Below are 19,204 nucleotides of genomic sequence, written 5' to 3' on the forward strand. Positions count from 1 at the left end.
CTCCCTCTAAAAACAAAAACGCATGGCAACTATTTCCAGCCTTATTATCGTGTTTTGTAAATAATCAATTTATGTATATAAATTAACCTTATTAAGCGATTTAAGGGAAATTTATCGGATCAGGATCACACTAATTGAAATTATCTTTAATATTTTGAAACTTATTATTGAAAGCAGTCTACGGAATTTTAAAAATAGTCTGCCATTGACGATAAGCCTCGTTTAAAAATCGCTCAGGTGGCTTAGGAAATACCTAAATAAAATTATAAGGGTTAGTTAAGATGAAACTTAAATTAGTTGCAGTGGCAGTGACTTCCATGTTGGCGGCTGGCGTTGTTAACGCGGCTGAAGTTTTTAACAAAGACGGTAACAAACTGGATCTGTACGGCAAAGTTACTGGTCTGCACTATTTTTCTGATGATGCTGGTAGCGACGGCGACAAAACATACGTTCGTCTGGGCTTCAAAGGTGAAACTCAGATCAACGATCAGCTGACCGGATACGGCCAGTGGGAATATGAGTTCAAGGGCAACCGCTCTGAAGCTCAGGGTTCCGACGGCAACAAAACCCGTCTGGCCTTCGCTGGTCTGAAATTCGATGAATTCGGTTCCTTCGACTACGGTCGTAACTACGGTGTTGCTTATGACATCGGCGCATGGACTGACGTTCTGCCAGAGTTCGGTGGCGATACCTGGACGCAGACTGACGGCTTCATGACCGGTCGTACCACTGGCGTTGCCACCTACCGTAACACCGACTTCTTTGGTCTGGTTGACGGCCTGAACGTGGCTGCCCAGTACCAGGGTAAAAACGACCGTTCAGAGATCACCGAATCCAACGGTGACGGCTGGGGTCTGTCTTCTACCTATGAATTCGACGGCTTCGGTGTGGGTGCGACCTACGCGAAATCTGACCGTACTGACCGTCAGGTTCGTGCTGCAAGCAACCTGAACGCCGGTGGCGAAAACGCAGAAGTCTGGGCTGCTGGCCTGAAGTACGATGCGAACAACATCTACCTGGCAACCACCTACTCTGAAACCCGCAACATGACGGCGTTCGGTAGCGGTCACGTTGCCAACAAAGCACAGAACTTCGAAGTTGTGGCTCAGTACCAGTTTGACTTCGGTCTGCGTCCATCCATCGCTTACCTGAAATCCAAAGGTAAAGACATCGGTTCTTATGGCGACCAGGACCTGGTTGAATACGTTGACGTTGGCGCGAGCTACTACTTCAACAAAAACATGTCCACCTACGTTGATTACAAAATCAACCTCGTGGATGACAGCCAGTTCACCAAAGATGCCAAAGTGGCTACCGACAACATCGTGGCTGTAGGTCTGACCTACCAGTTCTAAGATGTGTTAGTTCAAAAGGCCAGCCCTCGCGGCTGGCCTTTTTTTTACTGCTGCCCTCCGACCTTCGCCAGACTAAACCAGATCCCGATCGCCAGAATCATCAGCATGGCTCCCGCACTGCCCAGGGCCACGCTGTGCGAGGTGATGAACGCGGTTTTCGCCGCCGTCATCACCGGCTCGGCCAGTGACGGCGTCAGCTCCTGCGCGACCTTCATCGCTTCACCGATGGACGACGACGCTTTATCGGTCAGCGACGCGCTCAGCCCCTGCGGCAGTACAATTGACGCCGAAAAGCTGCGGGTTAACAGCAGACCGAAAATGGCGATCCCGAGACCAGCGCCCAGCTCGTAGGACATGGTTTCGATCGCGCCTGCCGCGGCCGCTTTCTCTTTCGGCGCGGCAGCCATGATCGCTGACGTCGATGCCAGCAGTGCGCTGGCGGCACTGAAGCCCAGCAGCACCATCAGGCTCCACGCCTGCCACTGTTGGGTGCTGAAATCGAGCGTCGACAGGCCGATAAAACTGATCGCGCTTAGCCCCATGCCTCCGGCCGCGACAATGCGCAGCCCCAGACGCCCGACCAGCACACCCGCGATCGGCCCGCTAAATCCGCTCGCCACCATCACCGGCAGCATAAATATCCCTGCTTCAAACGGCGTAAAACCATGCACGAACTGCAACTCCTGCGCCATCAGCAGTTCAAAGCCCACCAGCGCAATCATGGCGGTCATCGCCATGACCACGCCGCTTAAAATAATGCGATGGCAAAACAGACGCATGTCGATCATTGGCACGCGCGCGCGCAGCTGGATACGGACGAAAATAAACAGCATCACCGCCCCGGTAAGCAGCGTAGAGGCCACCATCCACGGCGACAGCACCCCTTTCAGGGCGGTTTTGGCGCTGTAGACCAGCAGTAAAATGGCGACAATCAGCATAATGGCATGGCTGATATTGAGCGGCTGCTCGGGCCGACCCTGCTGAGCAGGCACAAAGTGCGCAGCAAGCGAAACCACGATCAGCACGATCGGCACGTTAATCAGGAAGACCGAACCCCAGTAAAAGTGCTCCAGCAGCATGCCGCCAATCAGCGGGCCAAACGCCGCGCCGCCCGACCCAACGGCAGCCCAGACGCCAAGGGCGATGTTACGGTGCCGCACGTCAATAAACAGCGTGCGGATCCCTGCAAGCGTAGCCGGAATGATCATCGCCGCGCCAATCGCCAGCGACGCGCGGGCGGCAATCAGCCAGCCCGCGGACGGCGCAAAAGCCGCCGCTAACGATGACAGGCCAAACAGCACGCTGCCGATCATCAGCAGGCGCTTAAAACCTATGCGATCGCCCAGCGCGCCCATCGGCAGCACCATCCCCGCCATCACCAGCGAGTAAATATCAATAATCCACAACAATTCGTTGCCGCTGGCACCCAGCGTCATGCTCAATGTTGGCGCCGCCACGTGCAGCACCGTCGCGTCAATCGCCACCGGGATATACACCAGCACGATAATCACTAACGCTAACCACTGACGAAACATAAATTTCCTTTTCAGTTAAAAACTGGACACATGTCCAGATTGCGATCCTACGTAAAGTTGAACACTTGTCCAGCTCTTTGTTACACTCGTTTCGTTGCCATTGAGAGTGAGAAATTATGCGTTATCTGAGCAAGGACGAGCGGCGGGAAGAGATCCTACAGGCCGCAATGCGCGTGGCGCTGACCGAAGGATTCGCTGCGATGACCGTGCGCCGAATCGCTACCGAAGCGGGCGTCGCCACCGGGCAGGTGCATCACCACTTTGCGTCGGCGGGCGAGCTTAAATCGCTGGCGTTTGTCAGGCTGATCCGCGATTTGCTGGATGCTGAAATCGTTGGCGAAAACGCAGGCTGGCGCGAGCGCCTGCATGCCATGCTCGGCAGCGATGACGGCGGGTTTGAGCCCTACATTCGGCTGTGGCGGGAGGCGCAAATTCTCGCCAGCCGGGATAGCGATATCAAAAGCGCCTACGTTTTGACCATGGAGATGTGGCACCAGGAAACGGTCGCAATTATCCGCGCCGGTACGGAGGCCAACGCCTTTACGCTTGCTGATCAGCCGGAAAATATCGCCTGGCGTTTAATTGGTCTGGTATGTGGCCTGGATGGCATATACGTCTTAAATATGCCTGAAATGGACGACGCGGCATTTAATAAGCATCTGGATAAACTTATCTCCCTCGAATTGTTTTAATACTCCCATCGGAGTATTAATTTCCGCAAAGAGTTACAATTAGTAACACATAAAGCGAACCCTGATTCCCATTCCAAACTCAGGGATTCGCTTTTTTATCTATCCTTTCAGATGTATCCCATAACATCCTATAAATTTCATAAACCACTGACAGGTATCTTTCTGTTTTTCCTTCTTTTTTCTCTCCACTTCGGTAAGCAAGAGGGTGATATGTCACATCAAAGCGAGAAGAGTAATCAGCATCTGTTGAGTAACTGGAAACCGGAAAACGCGCAATTTTGGGAGAATAAAGGGAAACATATCGCACGAAGAAACCTGTGGATTTCCGTGGCATGTTTGCTTCTGGCGTTTTGCGTCTGGATGTTGTTTAGCGCTATTGCGGTAAATCTTAATAAGGTCGGATTTAATTTCAGCACCGATCAGCTTTTTATGCTAACGGCATTACCTTCTCTCTCCGGCGCGATATTGCGTGTCCCCTACTCTTTTATGGTGCCGATATTTGGCGGGCGTTACTGGACCGTGTTAAGCACCGTTATCCTGGTCGTACCCTGTGTCTGGCTTGGGATCGCCATCCAGAATACCGCCACGCCCTATTGGATCTTCATCATCATCGCGCTGCTTTGCGGTTTTGCCGGTGCCAACTTCGCTTCCAGTATGGGAAACATCAGCTTCTTCTTCCCGAAAGCCAGACAGGGCAGCGCACTGGGCATTAACGGCGGGCTGGGTAACCTGGGCGTGAGTGTGATGCAGCTGGTTGCGCCGCTGGTGATTTTCCTGCCGATGTTTACCTTCCTCGGCGTGCACGGCGTACCGCAGGAGGATGGCTCGACGATGTGGCTGGCGAACGCGGCGTGGATCTGGGCGCCGCTGCTGATTCTGGCCACCATTGCGGCGTTTTTTGGCATGAATGACATCGCCAGCTCGAAAGCGTCCATTGCCAGCCAGCTTCCGGTGCTTAAGCGCTTTCATCTCTGGCTGCTGAGCCTGCTTTATCTGGCAACCTTCGGCTCGTTTATCGGTTTCTCGGCAGGCTTTGCCATGCTGTCGAAAACCCAGTTTCCGGACGTTAATATCCTCCACCTCGCCTTCTTTGGCCCACTGATCGGCGCCCTGGCGCGTTCGGCTGGCGGAATGATTTCGGACAGACTGGGCGGCGTAAGGGTGACGCTGATCAACTTCGTCTTTATGGCCATCTTTAGCGCCCTGATTTTCCTGACGCTCCCCGGGTCTGGTTCAGGCAGCTTTATCGCCTTCTATCTGGTCTTTATGGGCCTGTTTCTGACCGCAGGCTTGGGTAGCGGCTCGACCTTCCAGATGATCGCGATTATCTTTCGCCAAATCACCCTCGACCGCGTGAAAAAACAGGGCGGGAGCGATGAACAGGCACAGCATGAAGCGGTGACCGAAACGGCTGCGGCGCTGGGCTTTATCTCTGCCATCGGTGCGGTGGGCGGGTTCTTTATTCCCAAAGCCTTTGGCACCTCCCTGGCGATGACCGGTTCCCCGGTGGGCGCCATGAAAGTCTTCCTCGTGTTTTACATCGTCTGCGTGCTCGTCACCTGGCTGGTGTACGGCCGCAAATCCTCACAAAAATAATAACTACCTCTTCGCCGGAGCGTGATGCCTCACCCTCCGGCCATGTTATCGAAGCAGGAGAAATGTCATGAGCAAACTGTTGGACCGCTTCCGTTACTTCAAAACAAAAGGCGACAGTTTCGCCGATGGGCACGGCCAGGTGTACCACACCAACCGCGACTGGGAGGACAGCTACCGTCAGCGCTGGCAGTTCGACAAGATTGTGCGATCCACCCACGGCGTTAACTGCACCGGCTCCTGTAGCTGGAAGATTTATGTCAAAAATGGCCTGGTGACATGGGAAACCCAGCAGACCGACTACCCGCGTACCCGCCCCGACCTGCCTAACCACGAACCGCGCGGCTGCCCGCGTGGCGCAAGCTACTCCTGGTATCTCTACAGCGCCAACCGTCTCAAGTACCCGCTGGTACGCCGCAGGCTGATCGAACTCTGGCGCGAGGCGCTGGCGCAGCATACCGATCCAGTACTGGCCTGGGATGCCATTCAGAACGATCCACAGAAAGCGCAAAGCTACAGAAAGGCGCGCGGTAAAGGCGGGTTTATCCGCTCAAACTGGAAAGAGCTTAACCAGCTGATTGCTGCCGCCAACGTCTGGACCATCAAAAATTACGGCCCGGATCGGGTGGCCGGTTTTTCGCCTATCCCGGCCATGTCGATGGTCTCTTATGCCGCCGGTACGCGCTATCTCTCCCTGCTCGGCGGCACCTGCCTGAGCTTCTATGACTGGTACTGCGATTTGCCTCCGGCATCGCCGATGACCTGGGGCGAGCAGACCGACGTGCCGGAATCGGCGGACTGGTACAACTCCAGCTATATCATTGCCTGGGGCTCGAACGTGCCGCAGACGCGTACCCCGGACGCCCACTTCTTTACCGAAGTACGTTACAAAGGCACCAAGACCGTCGCCATTACGCCGGACTTCTCGGAGGTGGCGAAGCTCAGCGACCAGTGGCTGGCCCCCAAACAGGGTACCGACAGCGCCCTCGCCATGGCGATGGGGCATGTGATCCTCAAAGAGTTCCACCTTGATAACCCGAGCGATTACTTCCTCAACTATTGCCGCCGCTACACCGACATGCCGATGCTGGTCCTGCTGGATGAACAGGCTGACGGTCGCGTGGTGCCGGGCCGCATGCTGCGCGCGTCGGATCTGGCCGACGGGCTGGGTGAAACCAATAATCCGGAGTGGAAAACCATCGCCTTTGACGTCGCCGGAAATCTGGTGGCGCCGAACGGCTCTATCGGTTTCCGCTGGGGCGAAAAAGGCAAATGGAACCTGGAGTCGCTGGCCGCGGGACAGGAGACCGAGCTGACGCTTTCCCTGCTCATCACCCACGACAGTGTGGCAGACGTGGCCTTCCCTTACTTCGGGGGCAACGAGAACCCGCATTTCCGCAGCGTGAAGCAGGAGCCGGTGCTGACGCGCCGCGTACCGAGTAAAACCCTGACGCTGGCCGACGGCAGCCAGAGACGCGTGGTCAGCGTGTACGATCTGGTGCTCGCAAACTACGGCCTCGATCGCGGTCTGGAAGACAGTAACGCGGCGGCAAACTACGCCGAGATCAAAGCCTACACCCCGGCCTGGGGCGAACAAATTACCGGCGTACCCGCTTACCTGATAGAAAAAATCGCCCGTGAATTTGCCGACACGGCGCACAAAACCCATGGTCGTTCGATGATCATCCTCGGGGCCGGTGTGAACCACTGGTACCACATGGACATGAACTACCGCGGGATGATCAACATGCTGGTCTTCTGCGGCTGCGTCGGGCAAAGCGGCGGCGGCTGGTCGCACTATGTCGGCCAGGAGAAACTGCGTCCGCAAACCGGCTGGCTGCCGCTGGCCTTCGCGCTGGACTGGAACCGTCCGCCGCGCCAGATGAACAGCACCTCTTACTTCTACAACCACGCCAGCCAGTGGCGCTATGAGAAGCTCACCGCACAGGAGCTGCTTTCTCCTCTTGCAGACGCGTCGAAATTCACCGGACATCTGATTGATTTCAACGTCCGCGCCGAGCGCATGGGCTGGCTCCCTTCCGCGCCGCAGCTTAACCTCAACCCGCTGCACGTTAAGGCCCGTGCCGACGCCGCCGGAATGTCGCCGCAGGATTACACCGTGCAGGCGTTAAAATCGGGCGATATTCGCTTCGCCTGCGAACAGCCGGACAACGGCATGAACCACCCGCGCAACCTGTTTGTCTGGCGTTCTAACCTGCTTGGCTCGTCCGGAAAAGGCCATGAGTACATGCTCAAATACCTGCTTGGCACCGAGAGCGGGATTCAGGGCGAGGATTTAGGCTCAACGGATGATGTCAAACCTGAAGAGGTGGAATGGCAAACCGCCGCCATTGAGGGCAAGCTGGATCTGCTGGTGACGCTCGATTTCCGTATGTCCAGCACCTGCCTGTTCTCCGATATCGTCCTGCCGACCGCCACATGGTATGAAAAAGACGATATGAATACCTCGGACATGCATCCGTTTATTCACCCGCTCTCTGCCGCCGTTGACCCCGCGTGGGAGTCCCGCAGCGACTGGGAGATCTACAAAGGCATCGCCAAAGTCTTCTCTGAAGTGTGCGTCGGGCATCTCGGCACCGAAACTGACGTGGTGCTACAGCCGCTTCAGCATGACTCCCCGGGGGAACTGTCGCAGCCTTTTGATATTCTGGACTGGCGCAAAGGCGAGTGCGATCTCATCCCCGGTAAAACCGCGCCAAACATTGCGGTCGTCGAGCGCAACTATCCGGAAACCTACGAGCGCTTCACTTCTCTCGGTCCGCTGCTGGACAAGCTCGGCAACGGCGGAAAAGGCATATCGTGGAACACGCAAAACGAAGTCGATTTCCTCGGCAAGCTCAATTACGTCAAGCTCGACGGCCCGGCCAAAGGCCGACCGCGCATTGAAACCGCCATTGACGCTTCAGAGGTGATCCTCGCTCTTGCCCCGGAAACCAACGGTCAGGTCGCGGTCAAAGCCTGGGAAGCCCTCGGCGAACTGACCGGGCGCGATCACACCCATCTGGCGCTGAACAAAGAAGACGAGAAAATCCGCTTCCGCGATATTCAGGCGCAGCCGCGCAAAATTATCTCCAGCCCAACGTGGTCCGGCCTTGAGAGCGAGCATGTCTCGTATAACGCAGGCTATACCAACGTTCACGAGCTGATCCCGTGGCGCACGATTTCCGGCCGCCAGCAGCTGTATCAGGATCACGCCTGGATGCGCGCCTTCGGTGAAAGTCTGGTGGCCTATCGTCCACCGATTGATACCCGCAGCGTCACCCATATGCGCGAGATCCCGCCGAACGGCTTCCCGGAAAAAGCGCTTAACTTCCTGACGCCGCACCAGAAATGGGGCATTCACTCCACCTACAGCGAAAACCTGCTGATGCAGACCCTGTCACGCGGGGGGCCAATCGTCTGGATCAGCGAAACCGACGCGCGCGAGCTGGGGATTGAGGACAACGACTGGATCGAAGCCTTCAACGCCAACGGCGCCCTCACCGCCCGCGCGGTGGTCAGCCAGCGCGTGCCGCCGGGCATGACCATGATGTACCACGCTCAGGAGCGCATTCTGAACATTCCGGGGTCAGAAGTGACCGGACGGCGCGGCGGGATCCACAACTCGGTCACCCGCGTCTGTCCGAAACCGACCCATATGATTGGCGGCTACGCGCAGCTGGCGTACAGCTTTAACTATTACGGCACCGTCGGCTCGAATCGCGACGAGTTCATTATGATCCGCAAAATGAAAAACATTAACTGGCTGGACGGCGAAGGTCGGGATCAGGTTCAGGAGGCGAAAAAATGAAAATACGCTCACAGGTTGGCATGGTACTGAATCTCGATAAATGCATTGGCTGCCACACCTGCTCGGTCACCTGTAAGAACGTCTGGACCGGGCGCGAAGGGATGGAGTATGCGTGGTTTAATAACGTCGAAACCAAACCGGGTATCGGCTATCCGAAAAACTGGGAAGATCAGGATGAGTGGCAAGGCGGATGGATCCGCAGTATTCACGGCAAGCTGACCCCGCGCCTCGGCGGAAAAATGGGCGTCCTGTCGAAAATTTTCGCCAACCCCGTGTTGCCGCAGATTGACGATTACTATGAACCTTTCACCTTCGATTACCAGGATCTGCACCGCGCCCCGGAGGGGGATCACCTCCCTACCGCCCGCCCCCGCTCGCTGATTGACGGTAAGCGGATGGATAAGATCGTCTGGGGACCAAACTGGGAGGAGCTGCTGGGTGGCGAGTTCGAAAAACGCGCCCGCGACCGAAACTTTCAGAAGATCCAGAAAGAGATGTACGGTCAGTTCGAAAACACCTTCATGATGTACCTGCCGCGCCTGTGCGAGCATTGCCTCAACCCGAGCTGCGTCGCCACCTGCCCGAGCGGTGCGATTTACAAACGCGAAGAGGACGGCATTGTGCTGATCGACCAGGACAAATGCCGCGGCTGGCGACTGTGCATCAGCGGCTGCCCGTACAAGAAAATCTACTTCAACTGGAAAAGCGGCAAGTCAGAGAAGTGCATCTTCTGCTATCCGCGCATCGAGTCCGGCCAGCCGACCGTCTGCTCAGAAACCTGCGTTGGACGCATCCGCTACCTTGGTGTGCTGTTGTATGACGCGGACCGTATTGAAGAGGCGGCCAGCACCGAGCATGAAACCGATCTGTATGAGCGCCAGTGCGACGTGTTCCTTAACCCGAACGATCCGGCGGTGATTGAAGAAGCCCTGAAGCAGGGCATCCCGCAGAACGTCATCGACGCAGCGCAGCGTTCCCCGGTTTACAAAATGGCGATGGACTGGAAGCTCGCCCTGCCGCTGCATCCGGAATACCGCACCCTGCCGATGGTCTGGTATGTGCCGCCGCTGTCACCGATTCAGTCCTACGCGGACGCGGGTGGTCTGCCGCAGAGCGACGGTGTACTGCCTGCGGTCGAAAGCCTGCGCATCCCGGTGCAATACCTGGCAAATATGCTCAGCGCGGGCGATACCGGCCCGGTGCTGCGCGCTCTGAAGCGCATGATGGCGATGCGCCACTACAAACGCTCCCAGACCGTGGAAGGCGTGACCGATACCCGCGCCATTGAGGAAGTGGGCCTGACCGAAGCGCAGGTTGAGGAGATGTACCGCTATCTGGCCATCGCTAACTACGAAGACCGCTTCGTGATCCCGACCAGCCACCGCGAAATGGCGCGCGACGCCTTCCCGGAGAAAAACGGCTGCGGCTTCACCTTCGGTGACGGCTGTCACGGCTCCGACACCAGGTTCAACCTCTTCAACAGCAGCCGCATCGACGCGATCAACATTACCGAGGTGCGCGATCACGGGGAGGGAGAATAATGCAGATCCTTAAAATCATCGCGCTACTGATTGAGTATCCCGATGAGCTGCTTTGGGATAACCGTGAAGAAGCGCTTTCCCTGGTGGAACAGGATGCGCCCATGCTACTGCCGTTTGCGCAGCAGCACCTGAGCGCCCCGCTGCTGGATAAGCAGGCCGAATGGTGTGAAGTTTTCGAGCGGGGGCGCGCGACTTCACTACTGCTGTTCGAGCACGTTCACGCCGAGTCCCGCGATCGCGGTCAGGCGATGGTCGACCTGATGAGCCAGTATGAGAAAGCCGGGCTGGAGCTGGATTGCCGCGAGCTGCCGGACTATCTGCCGCTCTATCTGGAATATCTCAGTATCGTCAGCGACGACGAGGCGCGTGAAGGGCTGCAAAACGTCGCGCCTATACTGGCGCTGATTGGAGGCCGCCTGAAACAGCGCGAGGTAGCGCATTACCAGCTGTTTGACGCCCTGCTGTCGCTGGCGGAAACACGGCTTTCCAGCGACAGCGTGGCGAAACAGGTATCCGGTGAAAAACGTGATGATACCCGTCAGGCGCTGGACGCCGTGTGGGAAGAGGAACAGGTCAAGTTTATCGAAGACAACGCCACATCGTGCGACAGTTCGCCGATGCAGCAATATCAACGACGCTTTAGCCAGGACGTCGCGCCGCAGTACGTGGACGTCAGCGCCGGAGGCCCAAAATGACTCATTACCTGAACGTGTTTTTCTATGACATTTATCCGTACATCTGCGCCACCGTCTTCTTCCTCGGCAGTTGGTTGCGCTACGACTATGGGCAGTACACCTGGCGGGCGTCATCAAGCCAGATGCTCAGCAAGCGCGGGATGAACTGGGCTTCGAACCTGTTTCATATTGGGATTCTGGGGATCTTCTTCGGGCACCTGTTCGGCATGTTAACCCCGCACTGGATGTACGCCTGGTTTTTACCCGTCGCGGTTAAACAGCAGTTAGCCATGATTGCGGGAGGTATTTGCGGGGTGCTGACGCTGATCGGTGGGTCGATGCTTTTGATCCGACGCCTGTTCAACCAGCGGGTGCGCGCCACGTCCACCACGCCGGATATTATCATCATGAGTATCCTGCTGCTTCAGTGCATCCTTGGGCTGTCGACCATTCCTTTCTCCGCTCAGTACCCTGACGGAAGCGAGATGATGAAGCTGGTCGGCTGGGCACAGGGGATCGTCACGTTTAAGGGCGGCTCGTCGGAAATGCTGAGCGGCGTCGCGCCGATCTTCCGCGTGCATCTGGTGCTGGGGATGACGATCTTCCTCATCTTCCCGTTCACCCGCCTGGTGCACGTGTGGAGCGCGCCGTTTGAGTACTTCACGCGTCGGTATCAGGTGGTGAGATCGCGCCGTTGATTTGTCGGGTGGCGGCTACGCCTTACCCGACCTACGTATACTCCCGTAGGCCCGGTAAGGCGTAGCCGCCACCGGGCTATTTCCCTGCCTGCGGATGCGTATCAAACCCTGCCATTACTGCCGTCAGCTCTGCCAGTGTAAAGCCGTGCTTCGGGTCATCAACGCCCAGGCCAAACCGGTCCTGCATCAGCTTATATAGCGCCTCCGCATCCGGCAAATGGATCTGCTCCTCCACATGACCGTTCTGCCAGTGGGTAAAATTAAAGTTGGTCAGCGTCAGCTTGCCCCCGTCCGGCAGGTGGCGACACATCAGCAGGTGATGACGAAAATGGGACTGAGGCCAGTGCGCCGACCAGAAGTTACCCATCACGTAATCGTTGAAGTACTGCGTCCCCAGGTCAAATTGGTACATTGACTGCCAGTGCTCGTGATGGCGGAATTGCAGTACCCAGTCGTTACCCTCGCTCAGCAAACGATAGCACCCGTGCGGGGTTTCCTGCTCCTCGTTGGCGATCAAACGAATCGGCGCCGTCAGCGTTTGTCCGCCAAATCCTACATCAGCGATCCAGCGCTCGCCGTTCAGCTCAACCAGCAGCAACCGGTGCGTACGCGGCGGCATCTGCGACGGATTCGCCAGCACAACCCGCCCCAGCACGCTGCGTACCGTAAACCCAACTTCGCGCAACACCCGTTCAAACAGGCCATTTTGCTCGAAGCAATATCCCCCCCGACGCGCGGTGACCAGTTTATCCACCAGACACCCGTCGTCCAAATGGATTTCCCGCGGCAAAACGACGTCAATATTTTCAAAAGGGATCGCGCAGTTATGGTGTAAATGGAGCCCCCGCAGGGTATCGATATTAACCTGTACGGGCTGCTGCCAGCCCGTGCGGGCAAAATAAGCACTCAGAAATGGGGACATGATTTGCTCCATGATGTGATATCCCCTGTTTATAAACTATTTTCCCTTATGCATATGCGCAAAAGTGCTTTTTCGGCATACTCATCGTGTACATGAGGAGATCCTATGAGCCACTTTCGTCCTGTTGAATTACGTCATGCCAGCCGTCTTCTGAATCACGGTCCAACCGTGCTCATCACCAGCCGGGATGAGACCATCGATCGTCGCAACGTCATGGCCGCCGCATGGTCTATGCCGGTGGAATTTGAACCCCCGCGTATCGCGATTGTGGTAGACAAAAGCGCGTGGTCACGGGAGTTGATCGAACGCAGCGGGAAATTCGGTATTGTGATCCCCGGCGTGGCGGCAGCCAACTGGACCTGGGCGGTCGGCAGCGTCAGCGGGCGCGACGAGGATAAATTTAACTGCTACGGGATCCCGGTTATTCATGGCCCTGAGCTTGGTCTGCCGGTTATAGAAGAGAAATGTCTGGCGTGGATGGAGTGTCGGTTATTACCTGTCACTTCTGCGGCCGAGAAATATGACACCCTGTTTGGCGAAGTGGTTTCCGCCGCGGCAGATGAACGCGCATTTGTCGCCGGACGCTGGCAGTTTGACGGGGATAAGCTGAATACGCTGCATCATCTGGGGGCCGGGACGTTTGTGACGAGTGGGAAGATGGTGAAGGCGCTGGATTGATTTTTTAATTATACCCATCTGAATTATATAAAATTTCTATGGCATTTTATGTTTATCATAACGATGTTAAACGGAGGATATTTCAGAAGCTGTTGCATAAACAATCTTTCGTAAAGGAACTATCCATGTCATGGAACAAAGATGGCGCAATATCATATGCGAAATCACACGCGCAACCCAGCAGCACGGGTTATTGTGCTCGTTACGTAACAGAAGCGATCAGAGCGGGTGGTCGATTAAAAATCCCCAACACGCGTCTGGCAAAAGATATGGGGCGCACATTAGTCAATGCAGGCTTACCGCAACATACAACCTCATTACGAACTGTTCAGGCATGATTAATGAAACCACTCTACTTTTTACTTTTCGCCCTTTCTCCGCTCGCGGCCGCAGAAAACATTTATGCACCGGGTCAGGCGGCGCTTAAATTCAATCAATGGTATATAGCGCAGTTAGATCAGAACAAACCGCCCGTACTCAATCCAGACATTATGAACGAGTACGTAGCCTCAGGGACCATTGCAGCAATTAAAGAAATGTACTCTGGCGACAGTAACGACAAAGATATGCCCGATGCGGATATGTTTATCAAAGCGCAGGACTGGGATGATGACTGGAATCAGATAACCGTCTTACATTCTGATTTTGACGCCGTTTGCACAAACGTCTATGTCGCATTTGGTAAGAAGCAAGATCATGTTATTGCAGATTGTCTCGTTGAAGAGCAAGGAAAATGGAAAGTGCGCTCGGCGACGCTAATTAAGTAACAGGCATAAACTCCCTGTCGTAATAATAAAGGCACATGGTAGCCAAATGACTACCATGTGCAATTAATTAACTCTTCACGCGCTTCGCAATAATCTCATCCGCCACATTCCGCGGAGCTTCCGCAAAATGATGGAACTCCATCGTATACGTCGCGCGCCCCTGGGACATCGAGCGCAGCGTGGTGGCGTAGCCAAACATTTCAGCCAGCGGGACGTCAGCGCGAATAATCTGGCTGCCGTACTGCTCTGCCATCCCCTGCACCATGCCGCGACGGGAGGAGAGATCGCCCATAATGTTCCCGGCATACTCTTCCGGCGTTTCCACCTCAACGTGCATCACCGGCTCAAGAATAACCGGGTCCGCCCGCCGCGCGCCCTCTTTGAAGCCGAGGATCGCCGCCATGCGGAAGGCCATCTCCGAGGAGTCAACGTCATGGTAGGAACCAAACGTCAGGGTCGCTTTCACATCGACAACCGGATAGCCCGCCAGCACCCCCGTATTCATGGCTTCTCTCAAGCCTTTTTCCACCGACGGGATGTACTCCCGCGGCACTACCCCGCCTTTGGTGGCATCTTCAAACACAAAACCACTTCCGGCTGCTAACGGCTCCAGACTCAGGACCACATGACCGTACTGCCCTTTCCCGCCGGACTGTCGGACAAATTTACCTTCAATATCCTTCACCGCTTTACGCAGGGTTTCACGGTAGGTGACCTGCGGACGACCAATGTTTGCCTCAACGCCAAACTCACGCTTCATGCGGTCAACGATGATTTCGAGATGCAGTTCGCCCATCCCGGAGATAATGGTCTGACCGGACTCTTCGTCCGTGTGCAGACGGAAAGACGGATCCTCCGCCGCCAGGCGCTGTAGGGCAATCCCCATTTTCTCCTGATCGGCCTTGGTTTTCGGCTCAATCGCCAGCGAAATAACCGGGTCCGGGAACTCCATCCGTTCAAGGGTGATCACCGCATTCGGGTCGGTCAGCGTGTCACCGGTGGTGACGTCTTTCAGCCCGACACAGGCTGCGATATCCCCTGTGCGCAACTCGTCCACCTCATGGCGGTCGTTGGCATGCATCAGCACGATGCGCCCGATTCGCTCTTTTTTGCCCTTCACCGGGTTATAAACCGCGTCGCCTTTGCGCAGTATGCCGGAATAGACGCGAATAAAGGTCAACTGTCCGACGTACGGATCGCTCATCAGCTTGAAGGCCAGCGCAGAGAATGGTTCATCATCGCTTGGGTGGCGCTCGGCGTGCTGTCCATCTTCGTCTACCCCATCGATAGCGGGCACGTCCAGTGGAGACGGCATCAATTCAATCACCGCGTCGAGCATGCGCTGCACACCCTTGTTCTTGAAAGCGCTGCCGCACAGCATGGGCTGTATTTCACCGGAGATCGTCCGGATCCGTAACCCTTTGATGATTTCCGCTTCATCCAGTTCACCCGTCTCAAGGTACTTATCCATAAGCTCATCGCTGGCTTCTGCCGCAGACGAGACCATTTTTTCTCGCCACGTCTGGGCGGTGCTCAGCAGATCGTCGGGCACCGGCGCGTAGGTGAACGCCATGCCCTGGGTCGCATCATCCCAAAGAATGGTGCGCATCTTGATGAGATCAACCACGCCGGTGAAGTGTTCCTCTGCGCCCACGGGGATCACAATCGGGACCGGATTAGCTTTCAGCCGCTCCTGCATCATCCGCACCACGCGGAAGAAATCCGCACCCGGGCGGTCCATTTTGTTGACGAATGCCAGACGCGGGACGTGATATTTATTCGCCTGACGCCAGACGGTTTCCGACTGCGGCTGCACGCCGCCGACGGAGTCATAAACCATCACCGCGCCGTCGAGCACACGCATGGAACGTTCCACCTCAATGGTGAAATCCACATGCCCGGGGGTGTCGATAATATTGATGTGGTGCGGTTCAAAGCCTCTGTCCATGCCGGGCCAAAAACAGCTCACCGCCGCCGACGTAATGGTGATCCCGCGCTCCTGCTCCTGCGCCATCCAGTCGGTGGTTGCCGCGCCATCGTGTACTTCACCCAGCTTGTGGCTCATCCCGGTGTAAAACAGGATGCGCTCAGTGGTGGTTGTTTTGCCCGCATCGATATGCGCGGAGATACCGATGTTGCGATAACGTTCGAGTGGAATGGGTCGGGGCATGATATTTCCTTACGTCTTCATGACGGGTTTGTGACGACCAGGATAGTCGCGTGTTTGTTCGTTTGTTATAATAGTCCTATTGTACGAGTATTATCGAACTATTTTTTAACGGTTGACCTATTGTTGATATAGCTCAATCTCACGCGAGACGCAGGAAAACGATGATCCCAAACCACCCGGAACCTGAACAAATACTGCTGGAAAATGTGCTGTTCGCCCTCGGCAATCCGCTGCGGCTGGCGATTATTCGACGGCTGGCCGACGGCAGTGAGCTGAGCTGCAACGCGCTGCGCCCGGACGAGGTGGTGAAATCAACCATGACTCACCACTGGCGTGTACTGCGCGACAGCGGCGTGATCTGGCAGCGCCCGCAGGGGCGCGAGAATATGATTTCACTGAGAAGAGAAGATCTGGACGCCCGCTTTCCGGGGCTGATGGCAATCCTGTTACAGTCGAAATCATAAGCGCTCTGACTGTTGCCCTTCGGCCAGCGCGCGCAGCGTAGCTTTGAGCCAGTTCGTGACGCCTCGTTTCCCGCTGCGCTTGTGCGAATAAATTTTTACTTCAAACGGACTGATGTGGAACGGTAAATCAAAAATTTTAATACGGGTAGCTGGCAGCAGCTTTTCAGCGGCGAATCGAGGTAACGTCATCAGCAGATCGCTTTCTGCAATAACAAACGGGGCGCTGAGCATAGACGGGGTTTTGATCGCAATGTGTCGGGTATAACCCATGCGTTCCAGCTGCAAATCCAGCACGCCCTGCTTCTCATTCCACGGCGTAACCACAAGATGCCGGGCGGCAAGATAATCCTCCAGCGTGAGCGCGCTCCGGCTCGCATTGCTAATCACCACATATTCATCTTCGAACCAGCTGATCTCTTCCAGCTCCGGGTACCGGCGATCCTCAATGGTGCTGAATCCCAGGGCCAGATCCACCTCTCCTGCCAGTAATTCCGTCAACGCCGGGCTGTGCGGCAAATATCGTAATTCCAGACGCAAACCAGGCGCCGCATGTTGAAGCGTATTCATGAGCGCAGGGAATATGCAGAACGCGGTAAAGTCCGTTATCGCGATCTGCAAACACGCTGTACTGACAGCAGGATCAAATTCCGGCTGCGGCGACAGCTCCTGGTCGAGATATTTCAGGGCCGATGCAATAACTGGCGCAAGCTGGGTGGCATAGACGCTGGGACACATTCGATGTCCTTCCCGGTAGAACAGCGGGTCGTTGAGCGAAACACGCAGCCGTGACAGGGCATGGCTGAGCGCCGAGGTGCTCATCGCCAGCTCATCTGCCGCAAGTCGAACGGAACTGTGGCGATAAATCGCGTCAAAAACCGGCAGAAGGTTTAAATCAAGGCGCCTTAAGGCTGGATGCATAATATTCATCATGTATTGATTTCATTGCACTTAATTCTTCTGACATTAGCCTTTATGCTTATCCCCATCAACTACAAACAAAGATAAAGGGAAAGGAATGAGCATTACGATTCGTCAGGCGCGACCTGAAGATGCAGCGGCAATATACGATATGATTTACGAACTCGCAGTCTATGAAAAAGCGCCAGAAGAAGTGGTCACCACGCCGGACGAAATCCGTAAAACGCTGTTTGGTGCAGACAGTAAAACCGAAGCGCTGGTTGCCGAATATGCAGGCCATGCTGTGGGGTATGCCGTTTTTTTCACCAGCTATTCCACCTGGCTTGGTCGCAACGGCATCTATATGGAAGATTTGTATGTCTCCCCGGAATACCGCAGCAAGGGTGCGGGAAAAGCACTGCTTAAAAATATCGCGCAATGCGCAGTGGAACGTCACTGCGGCCGGCTGGAATGGAGCGTGCTTGACTGGAACCAGTCTGCAATTGATTTTTATCTGAGCATCGGCGCGGTACCGCAGTCCGAATGGGTACGCTATCGTCTTGATGGCGAGGCATTGCGGGCATTTGCTGAGTAGCAATGCCATCGCGTGAAATGCCCCTCTTTCTAAGGGGCATAATGTCAATGAAAGCGTTGCTGAAGCACGATATATCTGAGAAAGAGCTTACCGTCTTTTTTTGTTTTCTCTGAGACGCTCGACGATTCAGCGACCGAGGCTCATTCCGGCTGCGTCAGGCTGTAGACAGGGATCCGCCGGGTTGTCATCGTTAGCGTATCAAATACCTCAGTCTCTGACGTCACAATCCTCGTGCCCGTTTTTCTTAGCCTCTGCACATCGGCCGCGATGCGCTGAATGCCAAACCAGAAAAGCCCGTCGAGCGCCGTTACAGATAGTCCATTTTCGAGTGCCAGTTTGAGTCGTTCCCTGGGCGCTTTCACCTGCTGTGCAATTTGCCGGTAAGGTACTTCACTTCCGCCAGTGCTGTCGCTTCGCTGGATCCGCGTTTTCAGGTGATAGGTAAATTCGTCAGGAACGCCTTCCAGGTCCTGTTTAAGGCTGTAAACGCAGCCAAACCGCTTGCCGTTGAACAGGACATTTTTTTGACTGAGCTGGAACTCATTTCTGATCCCATCAATCAACTGCGGGGCGCGGGTGAGGAGTAACCGGAAGGGAAGCTCAAAGCTGGTCACATAATCCACATTCAGCAGCGCGAGACGCAAACGCTCTTCCGCACCGGATTTTTGCTCGCGACACTCGCGCATCACTTCTGCCCACTGGCGGGTCAGACGTTCTGGCTCGGCGACTTCGGTGAGGAGATATTTTTCAAGGTGATAGTCGACTCTTCCGGTCATATTTTGCATCCCGACAAGGTGGATGCGGTAATTCTA

Annotated in this window: 17 protein-coding genes; 12 read left to right on the forward strand and 5 right to left on the reverse strand. The window is 55.6% G+C overall.

Annotated features, from left to right (window positions below; all coding sequences use genetic code 11):
* Nucleotides 1-281: 281 nt before the first annotated feature.
* A complete protein-coding gene (gene ompC, locus IPZ49_RS19535; protein WP_022648207.1) occupies nucleotides 282-1,355 on the forward strand; it encodes a porin OmpC in 1,074 nt (357 codons plus the stop codon).
* A 44-nt stretch (nucleotides 1,356-1,399) separates the two neighbouring features.
* Here ompC and IPZ49_RS19540 read toward each other — a convergent pair whose 3' ends face one another.
* Nucleotides 1,400-2,890 (reverse strand): MFS transporter, encoded by a 1,491-nt coding sequence (locus tag IPZ49_RS19540; RefSeq protein WP_038416102.1) that lies wholly within the window; start codon nucleotides 2,888-2,890, stop codon nucleotides 1,400-1,402.
* Between the two features lie 116 nt (nucleotides 2,891-3,006).
* Between IPZ49_RS19540 and IPZ49_RS19545 the strand changes: the two genes are divergently transcribed.
* From IPZ49_RS19545 to narI, 6 genes are all read left to right on the forward strand, one after another.
* Nucleotides 3,007-3,582 carry a TetR family transcriptional regulator gene (locus IPZ49_RS19545; protein WP_032624204.1) on the forward strand — a complete coding sequence of 192 codons (576 nt, stop codon included), beginning with the start codon at nucleotides 3,007-3,009 and terminating at the stop codon, nucleotides 3,580-3,582.
* A 210-nt stretch (nucleotides 3,583-3,792) separates the two neighbouring features.
* The gene (locus IPZ49_RS19550; RefSeq protein ID WP_058646716.1) at nucleotides 3,793-5,178 is read left to right on the forward strand and encodes a NarK family nitrate/nitrite MFS transporter; all 1,386 of its coding nucleotides are present in this window, start codon (nucleotides 3,793-3,795) and stop codon (nucleotides 5,176-5,178) included.
* Between the two features lie 67 nt (nucleotides 5,179-5,245).
* The gene (locus IPZ49_RS19555; RefSeq protein ID WP_063145867.1) at nucleotides 5,246-8,986 is read left to right on the forward strand and encodes a nitrate reductase subunit alpha; all 3,741 of its coding nucleotides are present in this window, start codon (nucleotides 5,246-5,248) and stop codon (nucleotides 8,984-8,986) included.
* On the forward strand, nucleotides 8,983-10,527 hold the full coding sequence (gene narH, locus IPZ49_RS19560; protein ID WP_023306263.1) for a nitrate reductase subunit beta: 1,545 nt from the start codon (nucleotides 8,983-8,985) through the stop codon (nucleotides 10,525-10,527). The genes IPZ49_RS19555 and narH overlap by 4 nt, the downstream gene beginning before the upstream one ends.
* The gene (gene narW / locus IPZ49_RS19565) at nucleotides 10,527-11,222 is read left to right on the forward strand and encodes a nitrate reductase molybdenum cofactor assembly chaperone (protein WP_022648213.1); all 696 of its coding nucleotides are present in this window, start codon (nucleotides 10,527-10,529) and stop codon (nucleotides 11,220-11,222) included. The genes narH and narW overlap by 1 nt, the downstream gene beginning before the upstream one ends.
* On the forward strand, nucleotides 11,219-11,899 hold the full coding sequence (gene narI, locus IPZ49_RS19570) for a respiratory nitrate reductase subunit gamma (RefSeq protein WP_022648214.1): 681 nt from the start codon (nucleotides 11,219-11,221) through the stop codon (nucleotides 11,897-11,899). Before narW ends, narI begins: the two co-directional genes overlap by 4 nt.
* A gap of 76 nt (nucleotides 11,900-11,975) precedes the next feature.
* On the opposite strand, the gene nhoA is transcribed toward narI, so the two are convergent.
* Nucleotides 11,976-12,821, reverse strand: coding sequence for an N-hydroxyarylamine O-acetyltransferase (nhoA, locus tag IPZ49_RS19575; protein ID WP_058677829.1), 846 nt, complete (start codon nucleotides 12,819-12,821; stop codon nucleotides 11,976-11,978).
* A gap of 105 nt (nucleotides 12,822-12,926) precedes the next feature.
* On the opposite strand from nhoA, the gene IPZ49_RS19580 reads away from it, so the two are divergent.
* From IPZ49_RS19580 to IPZ49_RS19590, 3 genes are all read left to right on the forward strand, one after another.
* Nucleotides 12,927-13,499: a flavin reductase family protein gene (locus IPZ49_RS19580; RefSeq protein ID WP_023300182.1), complete on the forward strand. Its 573-nt coding sequence runs from the start codon at nucleotides 12,927-12,929 to the stop codon at nucleotides 13,497-13,499.
* Nucleotides 13,500-13,624: 125 nt separating this feature from the next.
* Entirely contained in the window at nucleotides 13,625-13,837 is a 213-nt protein-coding gene (locus IPZ49_RS19585; RefSeq protein ID WP_223862043.1) for a hypothetical protein, read from the forward strand.
* 3 nt (nucleotides 13,838-13,840) lie between these two features.
* Entirely contained in the window at nucleotides 13,841-14,266 is a 426-nt protein-coding gene (locus IPZ49_RS19590) for a DUF3828 domain-containing protein (RefSeq protein WP_003857021.1), read from the forward strand.
* Nucleotides 14,267-14,333: 67 nt separating this feature from the next.
* Here the strand turns inward: IPZ49_RS19590 and fusA are convergent, their stop codons facing one another.
* Nucleotides 14,334-16,436 carry an elongation factor G gene (fusA, locus tag IPZ49_RS19595; protein ID WP_063145866.1) on the reverse strand — a complete coding sequence of 701 codons (2,103 nt, stop codon included), beginning with the start codon at nucleotides 16,434-16,436 and terminating at the stop codon, nucleotides 14,334-14,336.
* Between the two features lie 161 nt (nucleotides 16,437-16,597).
* Here fusA and IPZ49_RS19600 point away from each other — a divergent pair, with 161 nt between their 5' ends.
* Nucleotides 16,598-16,900, forward strand: a complete 303-nt coding sequence (locus IPZ49_RS19600; RefSeq protein ID WP_022648218.1) for a helix-turn-helix transcriptional regulator — start codon at nucleotides 16,598-16,600, stop codon at nucleotides 16,898-16,900.
* On the opposite strand, the gene IPZ49_RS19605 is transcribed toward IPZ49_RS19600, so the two are convergent.
* The gene (locus IPZ49_RS19605; RefSeq protein ID WP_063145865.1) at nucleotides 16,895-17,830 is read right to left on the reverse strand and encodes a LysR family transcriptional regulator; all 936 of its coding nucleotides are present in this window, start codon (nucleotides 17,828-17,830) and stop codon (nucleotides 16,895-16,897) included. The genes IPZ49_RS19600 and IPZ49_RS19605 overlap by 6 nt on opposite strands.
* Nucleotides 17,831-17,915: 85 nt before the next feature.
* Here IPZ49_RS19605 and IPZ49_RS19610 point away from each other — a divergent pair, with 85 nt between their 5' ends.
* Nucleotides 17,916-18,392 (forward strand): GNAT family N-acetyltransferase, encoded by a 477-nt coding sequence (locus IPZ49_RS19610; protein ID WP_022648220.1) that lies wholly within the window; start codon nucleotides 17,916-17,918, stop codon nucleotides 18,390-18,392.
* A gap of 140 nt (nucleotides 18,393-18,532) precedes the next feature.
* Here the strand turns inward: IPZ49_RS19610 and IPZ49_RS19615 are convergent, their stop codons facing one another.
* Nucleotides 18,533-19,168: a helix-turn-helix domain-containing protein gene (locus IPZ49_RS19615; protein ID WP_022648221.1), complete on the reverse strand. Its 636-nt coding sequence runs from the start codon at nucleotides 19,166-19,168 to the stop codon at nucleotides 18,533-18,535.
* Between the last annotated feature and the right edge of the window lie 36 nt (nucleotides 19,169-19,204).

The organism is Enterobacter cloacae complex sp. S2, from assembly GCF_015159675.1.
In the GTDB taxonomy this organism is placed as follows: domain Bacteria; phylum Pseudomonadota; class Gammaproteobacteria; order Enterobacterales; family Enterobacteriaceae; genus Enterobacter; species Enterobacter intestinihominis.